This window comes from Nocardiopsis baichengensis YIM 90130, from assembly GCF_000341205.1.
Lineage (GTDB): Bacteria > Actinomycetota > Actinomycetes > Streptosporangiales > Streptosporangiaceae > Nocardiopsis_A > Nocardiopsis_A halophila.
This window is the reverse complement of sequence record NZ_ANAS01000003.1, coordinates 24,614-40,102: the sequence shown is the minus strand read 5'-3', so window position 1 is coordinate 40,102 and position 15,489 is coordinate 24,614. Positions and strand designations below refer to the sequence as shown.

22 protein-coding genes are annotated in these 15,489 nt (G+C 75.5%); 12 read left to right on the top strand and 10 right to left on the bottom strand.

All coding sequences use genetic code 11. The annotated features are described in order from the left end of the window. Nucleotides 1-296: 296 nt before the first annotated feature. Nucleotides 297-515, bottom strand: a complete 219-nt coding sequence (locus C892_RS0101150) for a hypothetical protein (protein WP_017555673.1) — start codon at nt 513-515, stop codon at nt 297-299. 207 nt (nt 516-722) lie between these two features. Between C892_RS0101150 and C892_RS0101145 the strand changes: the two genes are divergently transcribed. From C892_RS0101145 to C892_RS0101130, 4 genes are all read left to right on the top strand, one after another. Further along, the gene (locus C892_RS0101145) at nt 723-1,217 is read left to right on the top strand and encodes a hypothetical protein (RefSeq protein WP_017555672.1); all 495 of its coding nucleotides are present in this window, start codon (nt 723-725) and stop codon (nt 1,215-1,217) included. A gap of 15 nt (nt 1,218-1,232) precedes the next feature. After that, nucleotides 1,233-1,922 carry an HAD family hydrolase gene (locus tag C892_RS0101140; protein WP_017555671.1) on the top strand — a complete coding sequence of 230 codons (690 nt, stop codon included), beginning with the start codon at nt 1,233-1,235 and terminating at the stop codon, nt 1,920-1,922. Nucleotides 1,923-2,004: 82 nt separating this feature from the next. Then, nucleotides 2,005-2,445, top strand: a complete 441-nt coding sequence (locus tag C892_RS0101135) for a hypothetical protein (RefSeq protein ID WP_017555670.1) — start codon at nt 2,005-2,007, stop codon at nt 2,443-2,445. Further along, the gene (locus tag C892_RS0101130) at nt 2,442-2,762 is read left to right on the top strand and encodes a transcriptional regulator (protein ID WP_017555669.1); all 321 of its coding nucleotides are present in this window, start codon (nt 2,442-2,444) and stop codon (nt 2,760-2,762) included. The genes C892_RS0101135 and C892_RS0101130 overlap by 4 nt, the downstream gene beginning before the upstream one ends. Nucleotides 2,763-2,783: 21 nt before the next feature. Here the strand turns inward: C892_RS0101130 and ligD are convergent, their stop codons facing one another. The 4 genes from ligD to C892_RS0101110 form a co-directional block, all read right to left on the bottom strand. Then, on the bottom strand, nt 2,784-3,680 hold the full coding sequence (gene ligD / locus C892_RS0101125) for a non-homologous end-joining DNA ligase (protein ID WP_017555668.1): 897 nt from the start codon (nt 3,678-3,680) through the stop codon (nt 2,784-2,786). Between the two features lie 29 nt (nt 3,681-3,709). Further along, complete coding sequence (locus tag C892_RS0101120; protein ID WP_017555667.1) at nt 3,710-4,207, bottom strand: hypothetical protein; 498 nt, start codon at nt 4,205-4,207, stop codon at nt 3,710-3,712. Between the two features lie 38 nt (nt 4,208-4,245). Further along, nucleotides 4,246-5,100, bottom strand: a complete 855-nt coding sequence (locus C892_RS0101115; RefSeq protein ID WP_017555666.1) for a hypothetical protein — start codon at nt 5,098-5,100, stop codon at nt 4,246-4,248. Between the two features lie 118 nt (nt 5,101-5,218). Then, a complete protein-coding gene (locus C892_RS0101110) occupies nt 5,219-5,947 on the bottom strand; it encodes a Crp/Fnr family transcriptional regulator (protein ID WP_026124063.1) in 729 nt (242 codons plus the stop codon). Nucleotides 5,948-6,314: 367 nt separating this feature from the next. Here C892_RS0101110 and C892_RS0101105 point away from each other — a divergent pair, with 367 nt between their 5' ends. Then, nucleotides 6,315-6,842, top strand: a complete 528-nt coding sequence (locus C892_RS0101105; RefSeq protein ID WP_017537444.1) for a lytic polysaccharide monooxygenase auxiliary activity family 9 protein — start codon at nt 6,315-6,317, stop codon at nt 6,840-6,842. A gap of 123 nt (nt 6,843-6,965) precedes the next feature. Here the strand turns inward: C892_RS0101105 and C892_RS0101100 are convergent, their stop codons facing one another. Then, a complete protein-coding gene (locus C892_RS0101100; protein WP_017555664.1) occupies nt 6,966-7,979 on the bottom strand; it encodes an alpha/beta hydrolase in 1,014 nt (337 codons plus the stop codon). A 212-nt stretch (nt 7,980-8,191) separates the two neighbouring features. On the opposite strand from C892_RS0101100, the gene C892_RS0101095 reads away from it, so the two are divergent. The 5 genes from C892_RS0101095 (at nt 8,192) to C892_RS0101075 (ending at nt 12,520) form a co-directional block, all read left to right on the top strand. Beyond that, a complete protein-coding gene (locus tag C892_RS0101095; RefSeq protein WP_017537442.1) occupies nt 8,192-8,725 on the top strand; it encodes an NUDIX hydrolase family protein in 534 nt (177 codons plus the stop codon). 111 nt (nt 8,726-8,836) lie between these two features. Continuing rightward, nucleotides 8,837-10,315: a catalase gene (locus C892_RS0101090; RefSeq protein WP_017555663.1), complete on the top strand. Its 1,479-nt coding sequence runs from the start codon at nt 8,837-8,839 to the stop codon at nt 10,313-10,315. A 139-nt stretch (nt 10,316-10,454) separates the two neighbouring features. Continuing rightward, the gene (locus C892_RS0101085; protein ID WP_017555662.1) at nt 10,455-11,165 is read left to right on the top strand and encodes a hypothetical protein; all 711 of its coding nucleotides are present in this window, start codon (nt 10,455-10,457) and stop codon (nt 11,163-11,165) included. Next, nucleotides 11,162-11,842: a DUF4166 domain-containing protein gene (locus tag C892_RS0101080; protein WP_017555661.1), complete on the top strand. Its 681-nt coding sequence runs from the start codon at nt 11,162-11,164 to the stop codon at nt 11,840-11,842. Before C892_RS0101085 ends, C892_RS0101080 begins: the two co-directional genes overlap by 4 nt. Before the next feature lie 9 nt (nt 11,843-11,851). Then, nucleotides 11,852-12,520 carry a TetR/AcrR family transcriptional regulator gene (locus tag C892_RS0101075; protein WP_017555660.1) on the top strand — a complete coding sequence of 223 codons (669 nt, stop codon included), beginning with the start codon at nt 11,852-11,854 and terminating at the stop codon, nt 12,518-12,520. Here the strand turns inward: C892_RS0101075 and C892_RS0101070 are convergent. Continuing rightward, a complete protein-coding gene (locus C892_RS0101070; RefSeq protein ID WP_017555659.1) occupies nt 12,507-12,890 on the bottom strand; it encodes a VOC family protein in 384 nt (127 codons plus the stop codon). The two genes, C892_RS0101075 and C892_RS0101070, sit on opposite strands and share 14 nt — an antisense overlap. Continuing rightward, a complete protein-coding gene (locus C892_RS0101065) occupies nt 12,887-13,177 on the bottom strand; it encodes an ArsR/SmtB family transcription factor (protein WP_017555658.1) in 291 nt (96 codons plus the stop codon). Before C892_RS0101065 ends, C892_RS0101070 begins: the two co-directional genes overlap by 4 nt. 113 nt (nt 13,178-13,290) lie before the next feature. On the opposite strand from C892_RS0101065, the gene C892_RS0101060 reads away from it, so the two are divergent. Together C892_RS0101060 and C892_RS0101055 are read left to right on the top strand one after the other, a co-directional pair. Further along, nucleotides 13,291-13,824: a DUF2752 domain-containing protein gene (locus tag C892_RS0101060; protein ID WP_017555657.1), complete on the top strand. Its 534-nt coding sequence runs from the start codon at nt 13,291-13,293 to the stop codon at nt 13,822-13,824. Between the two features lie 39 nt (nt 13,825-13,863). Further along, a complete protein-coding gene (locus C892_RS0101055; RefSeq protein WP_017555656.1) occupies nt 13,864-14,490 on the top strand; it encodes a class I SAM-dependent methyltransferase in 627 nt (208 codons plus the stop codon). Nucleotides 14,491-14,731: 241 nt separating this feature from the next. On the opposite strand, the gene C892_RS0101050 is transcribed toward C892_RS0101055, so the two are convergent. Together C892_RS0101050 and C892_RS0101045 are read right to left on the bottom strand one after the other, a co-directional pair. Continuing rightward, nucleotides 14,732-14,965, bottom strand: a complete 234-nt coding sequence (locus tag C892_RS0101050; protein WP_017555655.1) for an SHOCT domain-containing protein — start codon at nt 14,963-14,965, stop codon at nt 14,732-14,734. A gap of 16 nt (nt 14,966-14,981) precedes the next feature. Then, a complete protein-coding gene (locus C892_RS0101045; RefSeq protein WP_017555654.1) occupies nt 14,982-15,443 on the bottom strand; it encodes a hypothetical protein in 462 nt (153 codons plus the stop codon). Nucleotides 15,444-15,489 lie beyond the last annotated feature (46 nt).

Here is a 15,489-nt window from a genome sequence, read left to right as displayed (position 1 = left end):
CCGCCTCGTGCCCCCGCCGCAGCAGGCGCGCATGGCGCTGCGGGTCCGCGCCGGCAGGCAGTGCGGTGTCGAGCCGTTCCTCCCCCACGGTGGCGTCCCTCCCCGTCATTGCGGCCGCCTCCCCTGCGGCCGCTCCGGAGGACACATCCTTATCAGCCCGGGCCGCGTCGGCAACCCGGGCACCGCGGCGGTGTGCGGGTCGGTGCGCGGGGCGGGTCCGCGCCCGACGTTCCCGCGGCCCCGCCCCGCCCCGGGGTGCGGGATCGGCACCGGGGCGCGGGCGGCCGGGTCACGGGTCAGGGGCAGAGCGGGTGCCACGTGCCCGCGTGGCCGGTGGGGTCGTGGTCCACCCGGTAGCGGTGGACCAGGTGGTAGTCGAGGACGAGCAGGTCGAGCAGCGGCCGGCCGGCGGTGCCGGAGCCCGCCACCGCGATGACCGCGGCCGGGCGGCAGCGCCCGGCGGGGTCGGCCTCCTCGACGTCGTGGACGTGCTCGCCGATGCGCGGGGGTGTCATCGCGGCGCCCCTTCCCTGCAGGGTCCTTTGCCCCGGTTCGTTGCTGCCCTGCACGGAGTTAAACCCCCGGCCGCCCTCCGCCCGGGACTTTGCCGGATCGTTCCGTACTTATTGCCCTCTCTTGCGGCGGACCCTCCGTGGCGGACGGTGAGCACGCGCGCGGTGTGCGTGATAGTGGCTGCACGCCCCGTCACAGGAGGTTAGGGAGTGGACCCTGTGCAGATGCGGCCCCGCCGCCCCCGCCCGCTCGCGGCCGCCTTCGCCGCCGCCGTGGCCGTCCTCGGCGCGGCGGCCGGGTGCGGTGCCGACGAGGAGCTGGACACGGCCCGGGCCGCCGCGAGCGGGCTGTCGGCGTCGATGCTGCGCCCGCAGGCCGAGGAGGCGTTCTCCCGCAAGGGGCACCCCATCGCCGGGCGCCTGGAGTGCTCGGCCCCGGAGGGCTCGGACTCCGAGGAGGTGATGCGGGTGGTGTGCACCGGCATCACCCGCGACGAGGAGCAGGCCGAGGTCTCGGGCCGGATCGGGTATGCGGCCGTGACCGGGCGGGAGGCCGGGGACGACGGCCTGCCCGGGCGCTTCGTGGGGCGGGTCGCCGGCGACGAGGTCTTCGTGGTCACCTGCTTCGACTGCAAGCCGGAGCCGGTGGCACCGGGTAGGGACCGGGGGGAGGACCGCGCCGAGGAGGGTGCGGCCCACGACTGACCCCCGAGGAGCGCCATGTCCCTCCCCCGGCCCGCCGCGTTCGCGTTCGACCTGATGGACACCCTCGTCCCCCTGGAACCGCTGGAATGGCGCCTGCGCGAGGCGGGCGTGCCCCGGGTGCTGATGCGGCGGTGGTGGGACCACCTGCTCCGGGACGGCTTCGCGCTGGCCGCAGCGGGCGGCCCGGCGCCCTTCCGCCCGCTGGCCCTGGGCGCGCTCGCCGACATCACCGGGCACCAGGTGGCCGGCGCGGCCGCGGCCGGGGTGGTGGACGCCCTGGCCGCGCTGGAGCCGCGCCCGGACGCGGCCGGGGCGCTGCGCGCGGCGCGGGCGAGCGGGGCACGGGTGGCGGTGCTGGACAACGCCGACGCCGGCACCGTGCGGGCGCTGCTGGAGCGCGCCGGGTGCGCGGGGCTGGTGGACGCGGTGGTGGAGGCCGGGCCGACCGGCGCCTGGAAGCCGGCGGCCGCCCCCTACCGGGCGGCGGCCCGGGCGTGCGGGGCCGATCCGGCGGCCACCGCGGTGGTGACGGCGCACGGCTGGGACGTGCACGGGGCGAAGGCGGCGGGGCTGGCCGCGGCGTGGTCGTCCCATCTGGAGTGGCACTTCCCCGCGGCCTTCACCGGGCCCGACGCCGCGGCGGCGACCCCGGCGGAGGCGGTGGAGGCCCTGCTGGCGGCGGCGGACCCGTGGGTTTCCGAATGAACAAGTACTTGCCAATCCGGAAAGTACTTGCCATGGTGGAATCCTGACCTCGTACCGGGAGAGGACACCGGAGGTACCCCCCATGGACGACGCACACCCCGGCCGGGAGCAGGCGGCCGCCTCGCTCGCCGCCGCCGATGAGGCCGCCGGCCGGATGCGCCGCAAGTCGTCGTGGTACGCCGTCTACTGCGCCGTGTTCGGCACCGTCATCCCCGCCTGCACCCTGACCCTCGGACTCAGCGCGTCCGTGGACATGCTGATCCCGGTCATGGCGGTGATGGGCGCCGCCGTCGTCGCCCTGGTCTCCTACACGGCGGTGCGCCCGGTCACCGCCCCCTGGTTCACCCTGGTGCACAACCTGGTCATGGGCTCCTGGGGCGTGCTGTACACGGCCACCATCCTGATCGGCATGCTCCTGTTCAAGGCCGAGCCCGCGTGGTGGGTCCCCATGTCGGTCGCCACCGCCCTGCCCTTCGCCGCCGCCGCGGTCTGGGTCCTGCGCACCTCCCGGGGCGACCGGTGACCGAACACCCCCGCGCCCGCCTGGACGATGTCATCCACGCCCCGGTCCGGTTCTCCATCGTCGCCGCGCTTGCCGCGGTGGAGGAGGCCGACTTCAAGGCGGTGCGCGACACCGTGGAGATCACCGATTCGGCGCTGTCCAAACAGGTCGCCACCCTGGAGAAGGCCGGCCATGTGGACGTGCGCAAGACCTGGGCGGGCCGACGGCCCCGCACCGTGCTCCGGCTGACCTCGGGCGGACGGTCCGCGTTCGAGCGGCACGTGGCCGCGCTGCGCGACATCGCCGAGGGCGCCGTCCCCAGCGCGGGAGAGGGCTGAGGCCTTCCGGGAGCCGCCCCTTCAGGCGTCCCGCGCCTTCTCCAGCCGTGACATCGCGGCCTCCGGTGAACGGGCGTGCCGGGCGAACCCCTTCCACGGGTCCGCGCCGTCCCGCTCGGCGAAGGTGCGCACCGTCCACCGGTCGGCCGCGTCCAGCCCGTCCAGCTCGTCCCAGTCCACCGGTGCGGCCACCGGCGCGCCGGGGCGGGCCCGCACCGAGTACGGGGCGACCGCCAGCTGGGCGTACCCGTTGCGCAGGTAGTCGATGAACACCCGCCCCCGGCGCTTGTCCTTGCGCACGGCGGTGGTCAGCTCCCCGGGCCGCCGCCCGGCCACCCGCTCGGCCACCGCGCGCGCGAACGCCTTGACGTCGTCGCAGTCGGACCGGCGCAGGATCGGGCAGACCACGTGCAGCCCCCGCGACCCCGTGGTCATCACGAACGCCGCCAGCCCCAGCTCCTCCACCTGTGCGCGCACGTCCCGCGCGGCGGAGCGGACCCCGGCGAAGTCCCCGGCCTTCGACGGGTCCAGGTCGAACACGATCCGGTCGGGCACCCGCGGGCGGTCGGCCCGGCTCATCCAGATGTGCAGCGGGAAGGCGTCCTGCCCGCACAGCCACACCAGGGCGGCCCGGTCGTTGCACACCGGCACCTCGGCCTCGCCGCCGCTCTCCCGGGGCACGTGCGCCGAGCCGACCCAGTCGGGGGTGCCCGGCCACCGGTTCTTGACGAAGAAGCCGCCGTCGCCCTCGATGCCCTCGGGCCAGCGCTGCACCGCCAGCGGCCTGCCGCGCAGGTGCGGCAGCATCCGCGCGGCCGCCCGAAGGCAGTGGTCGGCCAGGTCGCGCTTGGTCGGACCGCCCGGCCCGAACAGCTCCTTGTCCGGGTGGTGGAGCCGCGGCAGTGCTCGTGCGCCCATGCCCTCGCCCTTCCCGCGGGCGGGGCGCCTCAGTCGTGGCCGGTCCAGTCCCGCACCAGGCGTTCGGCGAGGTCGGGGCGGTCCAGGGCCCGCATCTGCGCCGCCAGGGCCGCCAGCACGCCCGAGCGCTCGGCGGGCGCCAGGCCGTGCAGGAACTCCTGCACGGCCGCGGCGCCCGCCCGGCACTCCGGCTCGCCGTCGGCCCCCACCAGCCGCACCTCGACGGTGAAGTCCCGCACCCGCGGGTGGTCGAACAGGTCGTGGTCGAGCAGCAGGCAGGTCAGCTCGGCCTCGGCCACGCCGCGCTCGCCCAGGGTGAAGGCGCGGGCCGCGGTGGAGGCGGCCCGCAGCACGTCGCGGCGGAGCCGGGCCCGGATGCGCACCCGCTCCATCTCCTCGACGCCCACGATGTCCACCGCGAGCCGGAAATAGGCGTGGAAGCACAGGCCCGCGTCGGCGCTGGGGATGCGCGCCTGGAACTCCTCCCGGGCCGTGCCGCCGCGGGCCGGTCCCCATCTTCGGCGCATGCGCCCCCTTTCCGATGCCGACGGCCGGGCGGGGGCGCTCACCGTCCGCCCCCGAAGTGCAGGCCGCCCTGGACGTCGCCCATCTGGAAGACCTCGCCCCGGTTCTCGCCGACGCTGTTGTGCACCACGGTGCCCCCGCCGGGCGCGGGCGCGGCGGTCCCGGCCCCGGTGGCGTCGGCGCCGTCCCCGGTGCCGGGGTCCTCGGCGGCGGGCTCCTCGCCGCCCCACGGGGAACCGCCGCGCACCGCGGAGGGGACCGGCACGTACAGGTAGCCCTCGGCCCGGTAGCCCTTGCCGGCCACCTCGGCGTCGACCGGCGCCCAGCGGCTCTCGTCCAGGGCGGTGAACCCGCCCAGCACCACGTCCTCGTAGACGCGGCGGCCGATGATCGCGGCGACCAGGGTGGTGTCGGGGTGGGACCGGGCCAGGGCCCGGCGCACCGCCGAGGAGTCCAGCAGCCGGTGGGTGTCGATCATCGCGTCCCCCATGGCGTCGATGCCCGAGCCGTCGCCGGTGTCGGGCAGCGGCCCCACGCCCAGGCTCACCCGCATCCGCATGCGCAGCTCGCGGTCGACGGCGGCGAGCCAGGGCCGCTTCTCGTCGAGCACCCGCTGCAGGGTGTCCAGGAAGGGGTCGATCAGCAGGGGCAGGTGGCCGGGGTCGGTGCCCAGCACGTACCCGTCGCCGTCGTGGCGGGGGAAGCTGGGCGAGGCCCACACCTGGGCCAGCCCCGACCGGGTCAGCGCCAGCTCCAGCACCTCGGGGATCAGGCGCCCGACCAGCTGCTGGTGCACCGCGCTGGTGCGGCTGAACCGCTCCATGTCCACGGCCAGGACCGCGCGGTAGGGGGGCAGGGGAAGGCTGGTGCGGGTCTCGGGGATGTCGATGTCCATGGCGCTCCGCTCCGACGGCCGCGGCGGCCGGACCCTCCGGCCCCGCCCTTCCCAGCCTGGCGCACCCGGGCGCGGGGCTGTGTTCGTTCATGAACACAGCGCATGATCCTCCGCCCCGTCAGTCGCCCCCCGGGCCGCCGCCCGAGTCGCCGCCCTCGGCCAGCGCCTCCAGCGCCGCCATGTCCAGGACCGCCACGTAGCTGCGCCCGGTGCGGATCAGCCCGCGCTGGCGCATGCGGGTGTAGGCGGTGGCCACCGAGGTGCGCGAGAGGCCGACGAAGTCGGCGATCTCCTGCTGGGACAGCGGGATGCGCACCAGCACCGCGCGGCGGCCGCGGCCCGGCGCGTCGGTGATGGAGGCGGCGGTGGACACGCCCAGGGACCGGGCCAGGTACAGCAGTGCGGCCGGCAGCCGCCGCTCGACCGGCAGGGCCGCCTGCTCGGCGCGCAGGGTGTCGCTCTCCATCTGCCGGACCAGGGTGCTCTCCCACAGCGCGTTCTCCAGCCCGTGCTCGCGGACGATCCGGCGGAAGCGCTCGACCGGGAAGACCGCGGTGGCGCAGTGGCCGACGGCGGTCACGGTCGCCGAGCGCGCGCCGCCGCCGGGCAGCAGCATCGGCTCGCCCAGCACCTCCCCGGCGCCGCGGAAGGCGAGGGGGACGGTGATGCCGTCGGCGCGCACCCGCACCACCCGGGCCTGGCCCTCGGCGACCAGGTGCACGGTGCTGCCGGGGTCGCCCTGGCGCATCAGGGCCTGGCCGGAGGAGTAGCGGGCGCGGCTTCCGGCGGCCAGCAGCAGCGCCCATTCCCGGTCGTCGAGCAGGCCGCCCAAACCGCGCCTGGGCAATCGCGCCCCTTTCTCCTCGGCCGCCGGCCTCACCCCGGCGCCATACCCCCGTCACCCGTTGTGCGCTGCACAAGGCCCGCCCCGCGCACCCCGGAGGCGGACCGTGCAGACCGGTCCCCGAGCGCCGGGCCGAAGGTCCCGTTCACCCCGGCGGAGCGGGGCGGGCGTGAATGATACCGGTTCGGCATTCTCCGCATCGAGGCCGCCGGCCGCCGTTCCTCCGCCGATCCCGACCGGTTCTCACCCCCTTGACCTGCATCACCCCCCTTCTTACGGTCTAGACCACTCGGCGGACGTGAATGCGCCTCCCACGGAATTCACCCCCGCGGGTTCTCCTCCGCCGCCTTCCCCGCACGAAAGGCAGAAGATGAAGCCGAAGACGAAACAGAGAAGAAGGGTCCTCGCCGTCGCCGCCGCCACCCCGCTGCTGTTCGCGCTGCTGCCCGCCGGGGTGGCCAGCGCCCACGGCTACGTCTCCTCCCCCGCCAGCCGCCAGGCCCAGTGCGCGGCCGGCACCGTCGAATGCGGCCAGATCAAGTGGGAGCCGCAGAGCGTCGAGGGCCCCAAGGGCCTGCAGAGCTGCAGCGGCGGCAACGGCCGCTTCGCCGAGCTGGACGACGACTCCAAGGGGTGGCAGGTGCACCCGGTGGGCGCCCAGGTCGACTTCACCTGGACCCTGACCGCCCGGCACTCCACCGCCACCTGGGAGTACTTCGCCGACGGGCAGCGGGTGGCCTCCTTCGACGACGGCGGCGCCCGCCCGCCGTCCAGCGTCTCCCACCGGGTGGACCTCAGCGGGCACAGCGGCCCGACCAAGCTGCTGGCCGTGTGGAACATCGCCGACACCGCCAACGCCTTCTACGCCTGCGTCGACCTCGACGTCGGCGCGGCCTGACCCCGCTCCCGCCCCTGCGGGACCGGCAGGCCCCGCATCAGCCACAGTACCCGCAGGACCGTGGCCCATCCGGCCGGGCGCACCGCGCCCGGCCGCCGGTCCGCGCCGGACCGGCGGCGGCGCTCACGCACGGCCGTCCCCCTCGCCCGCGCCCCCGTCCAGGACGATGCGCGCCATGGCCGCCAGGGGGACCGACCCCGGCGCGAAGTAGTCGCTGTGCCCGCCCGGGCCGGCGTCGAAGACCTCGGCGCCGAAGCCCGCCCCCACCGGGTCGGGGCCGAACCCCGCCTCGGCGCCGGTCCCGGGCAGGGGCAGCGACCCGTGCGGGACCCCGCCGATCCAGTCGGCGTCGGCGCGCCCGGCCCACACCCGGCCGCCCGCCCCGATGTCGGCGGCCCGGTCCACGCCCGCCCCGGGGCTGCCGACCAGGACCACCGCGCCGGCCCGCGCCGCCGCGGCGTGCGCCCGGCCGCACACCACCGCCCCGTAGGAGTGGCAGACAAGGGACAGTCGGGCTCCGGGCGCGGCCCGCACCAGCCGCGGCACGAACGCCTCCAGCGCCGCGGCGCCCTCGTCGGCGCGCGCGGTGGTCGCCACCGCGGCGCTCACGGTGGCCGGGGCCTCGTAGCCCATCCAGGCGACGACGGCCGTGGGCGTCTCCGGGTCCCGGGCGCGCATGCGCTCCTGCAGCTCCCGGGCGGCGTCGCCCACCCGCGCATAGGGGCGGGCGCCGTGCCCGTCGAAGGTCGTCAGGGTCGTGTCGGCCCCGGGTACCAGCACGGCCACCCGTTCTGCGCGCTCCAGGTCGCCCACCGCCTCGACCGCGCGCCCCTGGCCGCGGGGGTCGAACTCCAGCAGCGTCCGGTCGGGCGCGGCGAGCGCGCGCAGCGCCGCGGCCCGCTCGCCGTCCCCTGCCCGCCCGGCGGCGCCGGCGGCGTGCGCGGCGGCGGCGCGGTTGGCGGCGTAGGCCTCGCCGAGGCGGTCGGGCGACCAGTCGGCGGCGGCCGGGGCCGCGGACGGCAGGGCGGGCGACCCCGCGGGCGGCGGCGCCGAGGGCGCGCAGGCCAGGACGAGGGCGGCGGCCACCGCCAGTGCCGTGCGCCCCGTGCGCCCCGCGTGCCCCGTGCTTCCGTGCATGCACGCCTCCCCCGTGTCCGGTCCTTCCGGCACAGGACGCTACGGAGCGCGCGGGGCGCGGCGCGTCCCCTTCGCGGGCCCACCGGGGGCTCCCCCTCAGGTAGCACCCCCGAGGTACGCCACCCGGGCGGCCCGGACGCGTACGCTCTCCCCCGTAACCGACCGAGGGCGCCGGGGGCGCCCGCGACGAGATTGCAGAGGCCGGTCCATTGGTGACGTCGATCGACACGGTTCCCGGGTGGTTCTCCGACGACGAGCTGGCGTGGGTGCGCTCGCGCCTTCCCGTCCTCTACGTCAACGCCGTCCCGGTGCGCGTGGACAACACCGGGACGGTGACACGGGTGGGGCTGCTGCTGCAGGCCTCCCCCGACCAGACGATCAGCCGCGCGGTGGTCTCGGGGCGGGTCCTGTACCACGAGCGGGTCCGCGACGCGCTCCTGCGCCACCTGGAGAAGGATCTGGGGCCGATGGCGCTGCCGACCATCCCGAGCGCGCCGCAGCCCTTCACGGTGGCCGAGTACTTCCCCACCCCGGGGGTGACCGCCTACCACGACCCGCGCCAGCACGCGGTCGCACTGGCGTACGTGGTGCCGGTGACCGGCGACTGCCGCCCCCGCCAGGACGCCCTGGACCTGGTGTGGTTCACCCCTGAGGAGGCCGCGGGGCCCGACGTGCAGTCGGAGATGGCCGACGGCCAGGGCGTCCTGGTGCGCCAGGCGCTGGCGCACGTCGGCTGCCTTCCCTAGACGTGCGGGCGCCGCTGCTTAGGGTGGATGTTGGGCTGCGGGGCACCGTGGCTTGACCGAGCGGCGGGTAGACCGCAGCCGACGTGCACCCGTTCTCGTTAGGGGCCTCCGATGAGCGAGGGCTATACCACGCCTCACAGCGGCAACCCGATCACGACCACCGGGGCCGGCGCGCCCGCTCCCAGCGACGAGCAGTCGCTGAGCGTGGGGCGCGACGGCCCCCTCCTCCTCCACGACGTCTACCTCGTGGAGAAGATGGCCCACTTCAACCGCGAGCGCGTCCCCGAGCGCGTGGTCCACGCCAAGGGCACGGGCGCCTACGGCACCTTCCGGGTCACCCAGGACGTGTCCGCCTACACCTGCGCCGACGTGTTCCAGCCGGGGCGCGAGACCCCCATGCTCGCGCGCTTCTCCACGGTCGCCGGGGAGCAGGGCAGCCCCGACACCTGGCGGGACCCGCGCGGTTTCGCGCTGAAGTTCTACACGCGCCAGGGCAACTACGACATGGTCGGCAACAACACGCCCGTGTTCTTCATGCGCGACCCGCAGAAGTTCCAGGACTTCATCCGCTCGCAGAAGCGCGACCCGCGCACGGGGCTGCGCGACCACACGATGCAGTGGGACTACTGGTCGCTGTCGCCGGAGTCGGCGCACCAGGTGACCTGGCTGATGGGCGACCGGGGGGTGCCCCGCTCCTACCGGCACATGGACGGCTTCAGCTCGCACACCTACATGTGGGTCAACGCCGAGGGCCGGAAGGTGTGGGTGAAGTACCACTTCCTCACCGACCAGGGCAACGACTTCCTGCCGCAGGAGGAGGCCGACCGGCTGGCCGGGGCCGACGCCGACCTGCACCGCCGGGACCTGTACGCGGCCATCGGGCGCGGCGAGTACCCGTCGTGGACCCTGAAGGTGCAGATCATGCCCTTCGAGGACGCCGCGGACTACCGGTTCAACCCCTTCGACCTGACCAAGGTCTGGCCGCACGGGGACTACCCGCTCATCGAGGTGGGGCGGATGGTGCTGGACCGGGTCCCCGAGGACTTCTTCATCCATGTGGAGCAGGCCGCGTTCGAGCCGTCGAACCTGGTGCCGGGGATCGGCCCGTCGCCGGACAAGATGCTGCTCTCGCGGCTGTTCTCCTATGCCGACACGCACCGCTACCGCATCGGCGTGAACTACAACGAGCTGCCGCCCAACCGCCCGGAGGTGCCGGTGCGCGCCTACCACAAGGAGGGGCGGATGCGGTCGTTCCCGCCGGACACCGGGGCGGTGTACCACCCCAACTCCTTCGGCGGGCCCGACGCGGTCCGGCAGGAGGGGACCGAGGAGTCGTCCTGGCTGGTGGAGGGCGCCGAGCTGGTGCGCGAGGCCTACACCCGGCACCGCGAGGACGACGACTTCGTACAGCCGCGCGCCCTGATCCGCGACGTGATGGACGAGGCGGCGCGCGAGCGCCTGGTGGCCAACGCGGCCGGGCACATGGGGCAGGTGGCCGACGACGGGGTGCTGGGGCGCGCCCTGGAGTACTGGCGCTCCATCGACCCCGAGATCGGCGAGCGCATCGCGCACCGCCTGAAGAGCCGCTGACCGGCGGCCACTGACCGGCGGCCGCCGCGCCGGAGGGCGCATGGGCCCGGGGGCACCGCCCCCGGGCCCTATTGAGCGAGTGCTCAAAACCGGCTACGCTCCCGTTTGAGCAATCGCTCAAAACACGGCGGAGGCGACGATGGGGCGGCGGATGGGCCTGTACATCGAGACACGCGTGCACACCGGCATGGACCTGCTCTGGGAGCGCACCCGGGACCCGGCCCGGCACGCCCGCTGGGACCTGCGCTTCACCGAGATCCGGCCGCTGCCCCGGCTGATGAGCGAGCCCGAGCGGTTCGTCTACCGCACCCGGCTGGCCGGCCCGCTGCAGGTCCAGGGCCTGGGCATCAGCGCCGGGGAGCGGCACCGGCCCGACGGCACGCGCACCTCGGCGCTGCGCTTCGCCTCGGCGCACCCGCTCTCGCCCCTCACCGAGGGGCGCGGCTACTGGCGCTACATCCCCGACGGCGGCGCCGTGCGCTTCGTGACCGGCTACGACTACCGGCCGCGCCCGGGCCGGCTCGGGCGGGCGGCGGACCGGCTGCTGGTCCGCCCGCTGATGGGCTGGGCCACCGCGTGGTCCTTCGACCGGCTGCGGCTGTGGTGCGAGCGCGGCCTTCTCCCGGAGGCCGCGCTGGGGTCGGCGGCGGCCGAGGGGGCCGTGCGCGCCGCCGCGGCCGCCGCCGCGCTCGGCGCCGCACCGCTCCCGGCGGCCGCCGCCCTCGTCGCGGCCGCCGTCCTGCTGCCCCCGCTGCCCACCACCCCGGCCGCACGGCGGTGCCTGCGGCGACCGCCCGGCGGGAGGCCGGCCCGGGCCCCCGCCCTCCTCGACCGATTGGAGAGCCCGTGAACCCCCTCTTCCAGCGCGCGATGGGCGCGGACTTCGCCCGGCTGCACCCGCAGATGCGGCGCCGCTTCTCCGCCGGACTCGACTCCGACGAGGCGCTGATCGGCCGGGGCGTGATGGACCGCGTCTGGCACGGCGGCCGGTTCGTCCGGCCGTTCCTGGCCCTGGGGGCGGCGCGCAACATCCTGCTGCCCCGGCAGGGCCGGAACATCCCCTTCACCATCGTGAACATGCCCTACACCGACGCCGCCGGCCGCGAGGCGCTGACCTTCGTGCGCACCTTCGCCTTCCCCGACGGGCCGCGCCGCTTCGACGCCGCCATGGTCCACTCACCGCGGCGCGGCTGCCTGGTGGACTACCTGGGCACGCACCAGCACCTGGCCTGCGACCTGCATGTGGAGGCCGACGGCGCGGGCGGGGCGGTGATCCGCTCGGACCGCCTGCGGCTGCGCGAAGGGCCGCTGGACGTCGCGGTGCCGGACCTGGTCGCCGGCGACGCGGTGGTCCACGAGCGCTACGACCCCGACGCCGACCGGTTCCGGGTCAGCGTCCGGGTGACCAACCGGCGCTTCGGCCCGCTCTTCGGCTACGAGGGGTCCTTCGCGGCCGAGTACCGCCCCGCCGGGGGCGGGCCGCTGCCCGCCCGCCTGCGGCCCCGGCGCCAGGAATCGCGCGTATAGTTGCGCCCCATGGCAAGCGATGACACCCGCACCAGGCTGCTGGACGGCGCCCTGCGGACCGTGGCGGGCAACGGCATCGCCAAGACCTCGGCCCGCAGCATCGCCGCGTCGGCCGGGGTGAACCAGGGTCTGATCTTCTACCACTTCGGCAGCGTCGACGAGCTGCTGGCGGCGGCCTGCCGGCACGGCGCCGAGCAGAGCGCGGCCCGCTACCGGGAGCGGTTCGCGGCCGTGCGCTCCTTCGACGAGCTGGCGCGGCTGGGCCGCGAGGTGCACGAGGCCGAGCGCGCGTCCGGGCACGTGGCCACCCTCGCCCAGCTCCTGGCCGCCGCCCCCTCCCGGGAGTGGCTGGCCCAGGCCACCGCGGCCGGGCTGGGCGCCTGGACCCGGGAGCTGGAGGGGGTGCTGTCCCGGCTGCTGCCGCGCACCCCGCTGGAGGGCCTGGTCGACACCGGGGGCCTGGCCACCGCGCTGGCGGCCGCCTTCGTGGGGATGGAGCTCTACGAGGGCGTCGACGCCCGCGGCGCCGCGCGCGCGTTCACCGCGCTGGAGGACCTGGCGCGGCTGGCCGCGGTCCTGGACGACCTGGGCCCGGTCACCCGGACCGCGGTGCGCGCCAAGCTGCGCGCCGCGGCCGGGGACCGGGGACCGGGCACAGAGCGATTCACAGAGCGATGATCTGGATCAGGTTGCCGCAGGTGTCGTCGAAGACGGCGGTGGTGTTGCCGCCCATCTCGGTCGGCGGCTGGGTGAAGCGCACCCCCAGGGCGGTGAGCCGGTCGTGCTCGGCCTGCACGTCGTCCACGGCGAACGAGGCGGCCGGGATGCCGTCGTCGGCCAGCGCCTTCTTGTAGGGGCCGACCGCCGGGTGGCCGTCGGGCTCCAGCAGCACCTGGGGGCCCTCGGGCTGCTCGGGGGCGACCACGGTCAGCCACCGGGGCCCGCCCAGGGGCACGTCGTGCTTCTTCTGGAAGCCCAGCACGCGGGTGTAGAAGTCCAGCGCCTTCTCCTGGTCGTCCACGAACACGCTGGTCACATAGATCCTCATGACGGTCCGTCCTTTCCCCGCCGAGCGGGCCACCGCTCGGTGATCGCGCGCAGGGGCGCGGTGTCGATGCTGTGGAACCGGTAGCGGCCCTCCCGCTCCACCCGGACCAGGCCGGCCTCCTCCAGCACGCTCAGGTGCTGGGAGATCGCCTGCCGGGAGGAGGCCACGCCGTGCTTGACCGCCAGGCGCCCGCAGAGCTCGAAGAGGGTCTGCCGGTCACGCTCGTGGAGCTCGTCGAGCACGGCGCGCCTCGTCGGGTCGGCGAGGGCGCGGTAGATGTCCGCCACACCCACGACGATATGCAAGCTTGAACTTGCATGTCAATCTCTGAACAGCGGAGACATTCCCGCGATCGCGAACCGCTACGCTCACCGGAAGCGGATGCGGCGCAGAGGAGGGGATGGAGACGATGCGGCTGCGGTCACCGGTCGGGCTGAGCGTGGAGGACACCGACCGCCTGCGCCCGGCCACCGTCGCGGCGGTGGCCGGGCTCGTGCTGGGCGGGGCGATGGCGGTGTTCGGGCTGCCCCCGGTCGACCTGCACGGGCCCAACCACTTCGTGGGCGTGATGAGCCCGCTGTGCGGCGCCACACGGTCGGTGTGGAGCGCCATGGGCGGCGACTGGGCCATGGCCTGGCGCTACAACCCGATCGGCCCGGTGCTGGTGCTCGGCGCCGCGGCCGTGCTGGCACGCGCCGCCCTCGGGGCGGCGACCGGCAGGTGGGTCAACGCCACCGTGCGCGCCCCCTGGCTCCTGGCGGGCGCGGCGGCCGCGCTGACCGCGGCCCTGTGGGTCCGCCAACAGCTCAACGCCGACCTGGTCGGGCCCCGCCCGGGCGACACCTTCTCCCCGGCCGGGATCGTGCTGTCGGCCGCGGTCCTGGCCGCCTACGGCCTGTACCGCCTCTATCGCCACCGCCGCGCGGGCGCGTAGAAAGGGAGGGGACGCACGGGCGACGACCAAGGGGGCGGCGTGGAGAGCGCACGCGAGGCCGCGCGCGGCTACTGGAACCGCCGGGCCGAGGGCTACGACGCCGCGATGGACCGGATGGAGGGGCTGCTCTTCGGCGACGCGCGCCGCCGGCTGTGCGGCGACGCGCGCGGCCGGACGCTGGAGGTGGCCGTGGGCACGGGCCGCAGTCTGGGACTGTACCCCGAGGACACCGAGCTGACCGGCGTCGACCTGAGCCCCGGCATGCTGGACCGGGCCCGCGCCCGGGCGGCGCGCCTGGGCGTGCAGGCCGACCTGCGCGAGGGCGACGCCCAGGACCTCCCCTTCCCCGACGCCTCCTTCGACACCGTGGTGTGCGCGCTGTCACTGTGCTCGGTGCAGGACGTCGAGCAGGCGGTGGCCGAGATGCGCCGCGTGCTGCGCCCCGGCGGGCGGATGCTGCTGCTCGACCACGTCCGCCCCACCTTCTGGCCGCTGCTGTGGCTGATGATGGGCGTGCAGTTCCTGCAGGACCGCCTGGAGCCGGAGGCCGGCGAGCAGATGCTGGGCCGCCCGCTGCCGGTGGTCCGCGAACAGGGCCTCACCGTCGAGCACACCGTCCGCGCCAAGGGCGGCCTGATGGAGATGGTCACCGCCCGCCGCCCCTAGCTCCTGCTCCTGTTCCGGCGCTGGCCGGTGCTCGGGCGGGACACGGGAGGGCCCCTGGTGTCCTCGACCCCGTGCGATGCGCGCAACACTACAGGAGTTCCCGATCCCCCGCAGTGAAGCGCCCCCTACCGCTCCACGTCGGAGGTGGAGTCCGCCTCCGAGACATCTGCGGGAGAACGTGTCGGCCCTACCCCTCTCCGCGCATGCCCGAGGAGCAGGTGTTTCGAGGCCCCTCCGCCCCTCAGTCGGTCTCCAGGTCGATGCGGCGCTGGAGGTACTCTTCGCGTCCGATCTCGCCGCGGGCGTAGCGCAGGCGCAGTTCGTCCAGGGCGGGGTCGGGGCGGCGGGGCCCCTCTTCGGGAGGGAGGGCGGGGGGCGGCGCGCCGCGGACCTTCTGGACGGACACGACCACCAGCCAGGCCGCCGTCGCCATGACGGCGACCGCGGCCATGGCCAGGAGCGTCATCATCGGCATCACGGCCTCCGCACGGTCAGCTTCCCACCCCGTGGTGTGCCCGCGAGTCCCGGAGGAGCAACGGGACCAGCACGGCGAGGTTGAACAGCAGCGCCACCATCCAGAGGACCACGCCGCCCATCATCAGCATGGAGCCGAGCGCGTACAGCGCCGCCAGGGCGAGGAACACCGCCGCGGCCCAGAACACCCCCGGTGAGGGGCGTCCGATCAGGAAGGCCAGGACGAGGGCGAGCACCCCGTAGACCAGGGACTGGGCCGCCCCGAGGGCCAGGTGTCCGGTGATCGCGCCGGTGTCGACGCCCTCGCGCTCGAAGGCCTCCCGGGCCTCGGGCATCTCGGCGGCCATGGGCATGAAGGCCAGCCCGAGCACCATGAGCAGGCCGAGCAGCACCCCGACGGCGCCGCCCACGATGAGCAGCACCCGTACCGCGGTGACGGCGCCGGGCGTGGTGCGGGGGCCGGTGGGAGGAGGTTGCATGACGGTCTCCTTCCTCTCCCCCGCCCTCTACCCGGCTCGGGCGCGG

Excerpts from the sequence above, each read along its gene's own strand:
- C892_RS0101150 (WP_017555673.1), bottom strand. The coding sequence starts at position 515 with ATGACACCCCCGCGCATCGGCGAGCACGTCCACGACGTCGAGGAGGCC.
- C892_RS0101140 (WP_017555671.1), top strand. The coding sequence starts at position 1,233 with ATGTCCCTCCCCCGGCCCGCCGCGTTCGCGTTCGACCTGATGGACACC.
- C892_RS0101135 (WP_017555670.1), top strand. The coding sequence starts at position 2,005 with ATGGACGACGCACACCCCGGCCGGGAGCAGGCGGCCGCCTCGCTCGCC.
- ligD (WP_017555668.1), bottom strand. The coding sequence starts at position 3,680 with ATGGGCGCACGAGCACTGCCGCGGCTCCACCACCCGGACAAGGAGCTG.
- C892_RS0101120 (WP_017555667.1), bottom strand. The coding sequence starts at position 4,207 with ATGCGCCGAAGATGGGGACCGGCCCGCGGCGGCACGGCCCGGGAGGAG.
- C892_RS0101115 (WP_017555666.1), bottom strand. The coding sequence starts at position 5,100 with ATGGACATCGACATCCCCGAGACCCGCACCAGCCTTCCCCTGCCCCCC.
- C892_RS0101105 (WP_017537444.1), top strand. The coding sequence starts at position 6,315 with ATGAAGCCGAAGACGAAACAGAGAAGAAGGGTCCTCGCCGTCGCCGCC.
- C892_RS0101100 (WP_017555664.1), bottom strand. The coding sequence starts at position 7,979 with ATGCACGGAAGCACGGGGCACGCGGGGCGCACGGGGCGCACGGCACTG.
- C892_RS0101090 (WP_017555663.1), top strand. The coding sequence starts at position 8,837 with ATGAGCGAGGGCTATACCACGCCTCACAGCGGCAACCCGATCACGACC.
- C892_RS0101085 (WP_017555662.1), top strand. The coding sequence starts at position 10,455 with ATGGGGCGGCGGATGGGCCTGTACATCGAGACACGCGTGCACACCGGC.
- C892_RS0101075 (WP_017555660.1), top strand. The coding sequence starts at position 11,852 with ATGGCAAGCGATGACACCCGCACCAGGCTGCTGGACGGCGCCCTGCGG.
- C892_RS0101070 (WP_017555659.1), bottom strand. The coding sequence starts at position 12,890 with ATGAGGATCTATGTGACCAGCGTGTTCGTGGACGACCAGGAGAAGGCG.
- C892_RS0101060 (WP_017555657.1), top strand. The coding sequence starts at position 13,291 with ATGGAGACGATGCGGCTGCGGTCACCGGTCGGGCTGAGCGTGGAGGAC.
- C892_RS0101050 (WP_017555655.1), bottom strand. The coding sequence starts at position 14,965 with ATGCCGATGATGACGCTCCTGGCCATGGCCGCGGTCGCCGTCATGGCG.
- C892_RS0101045 (WP_017555654.1), bottom strand. The coding sequence starts at position 15,443 with ATGCAACCTCCTCCCACCGGCCCCCGCACCACGCCCGGCGCCGTCACC.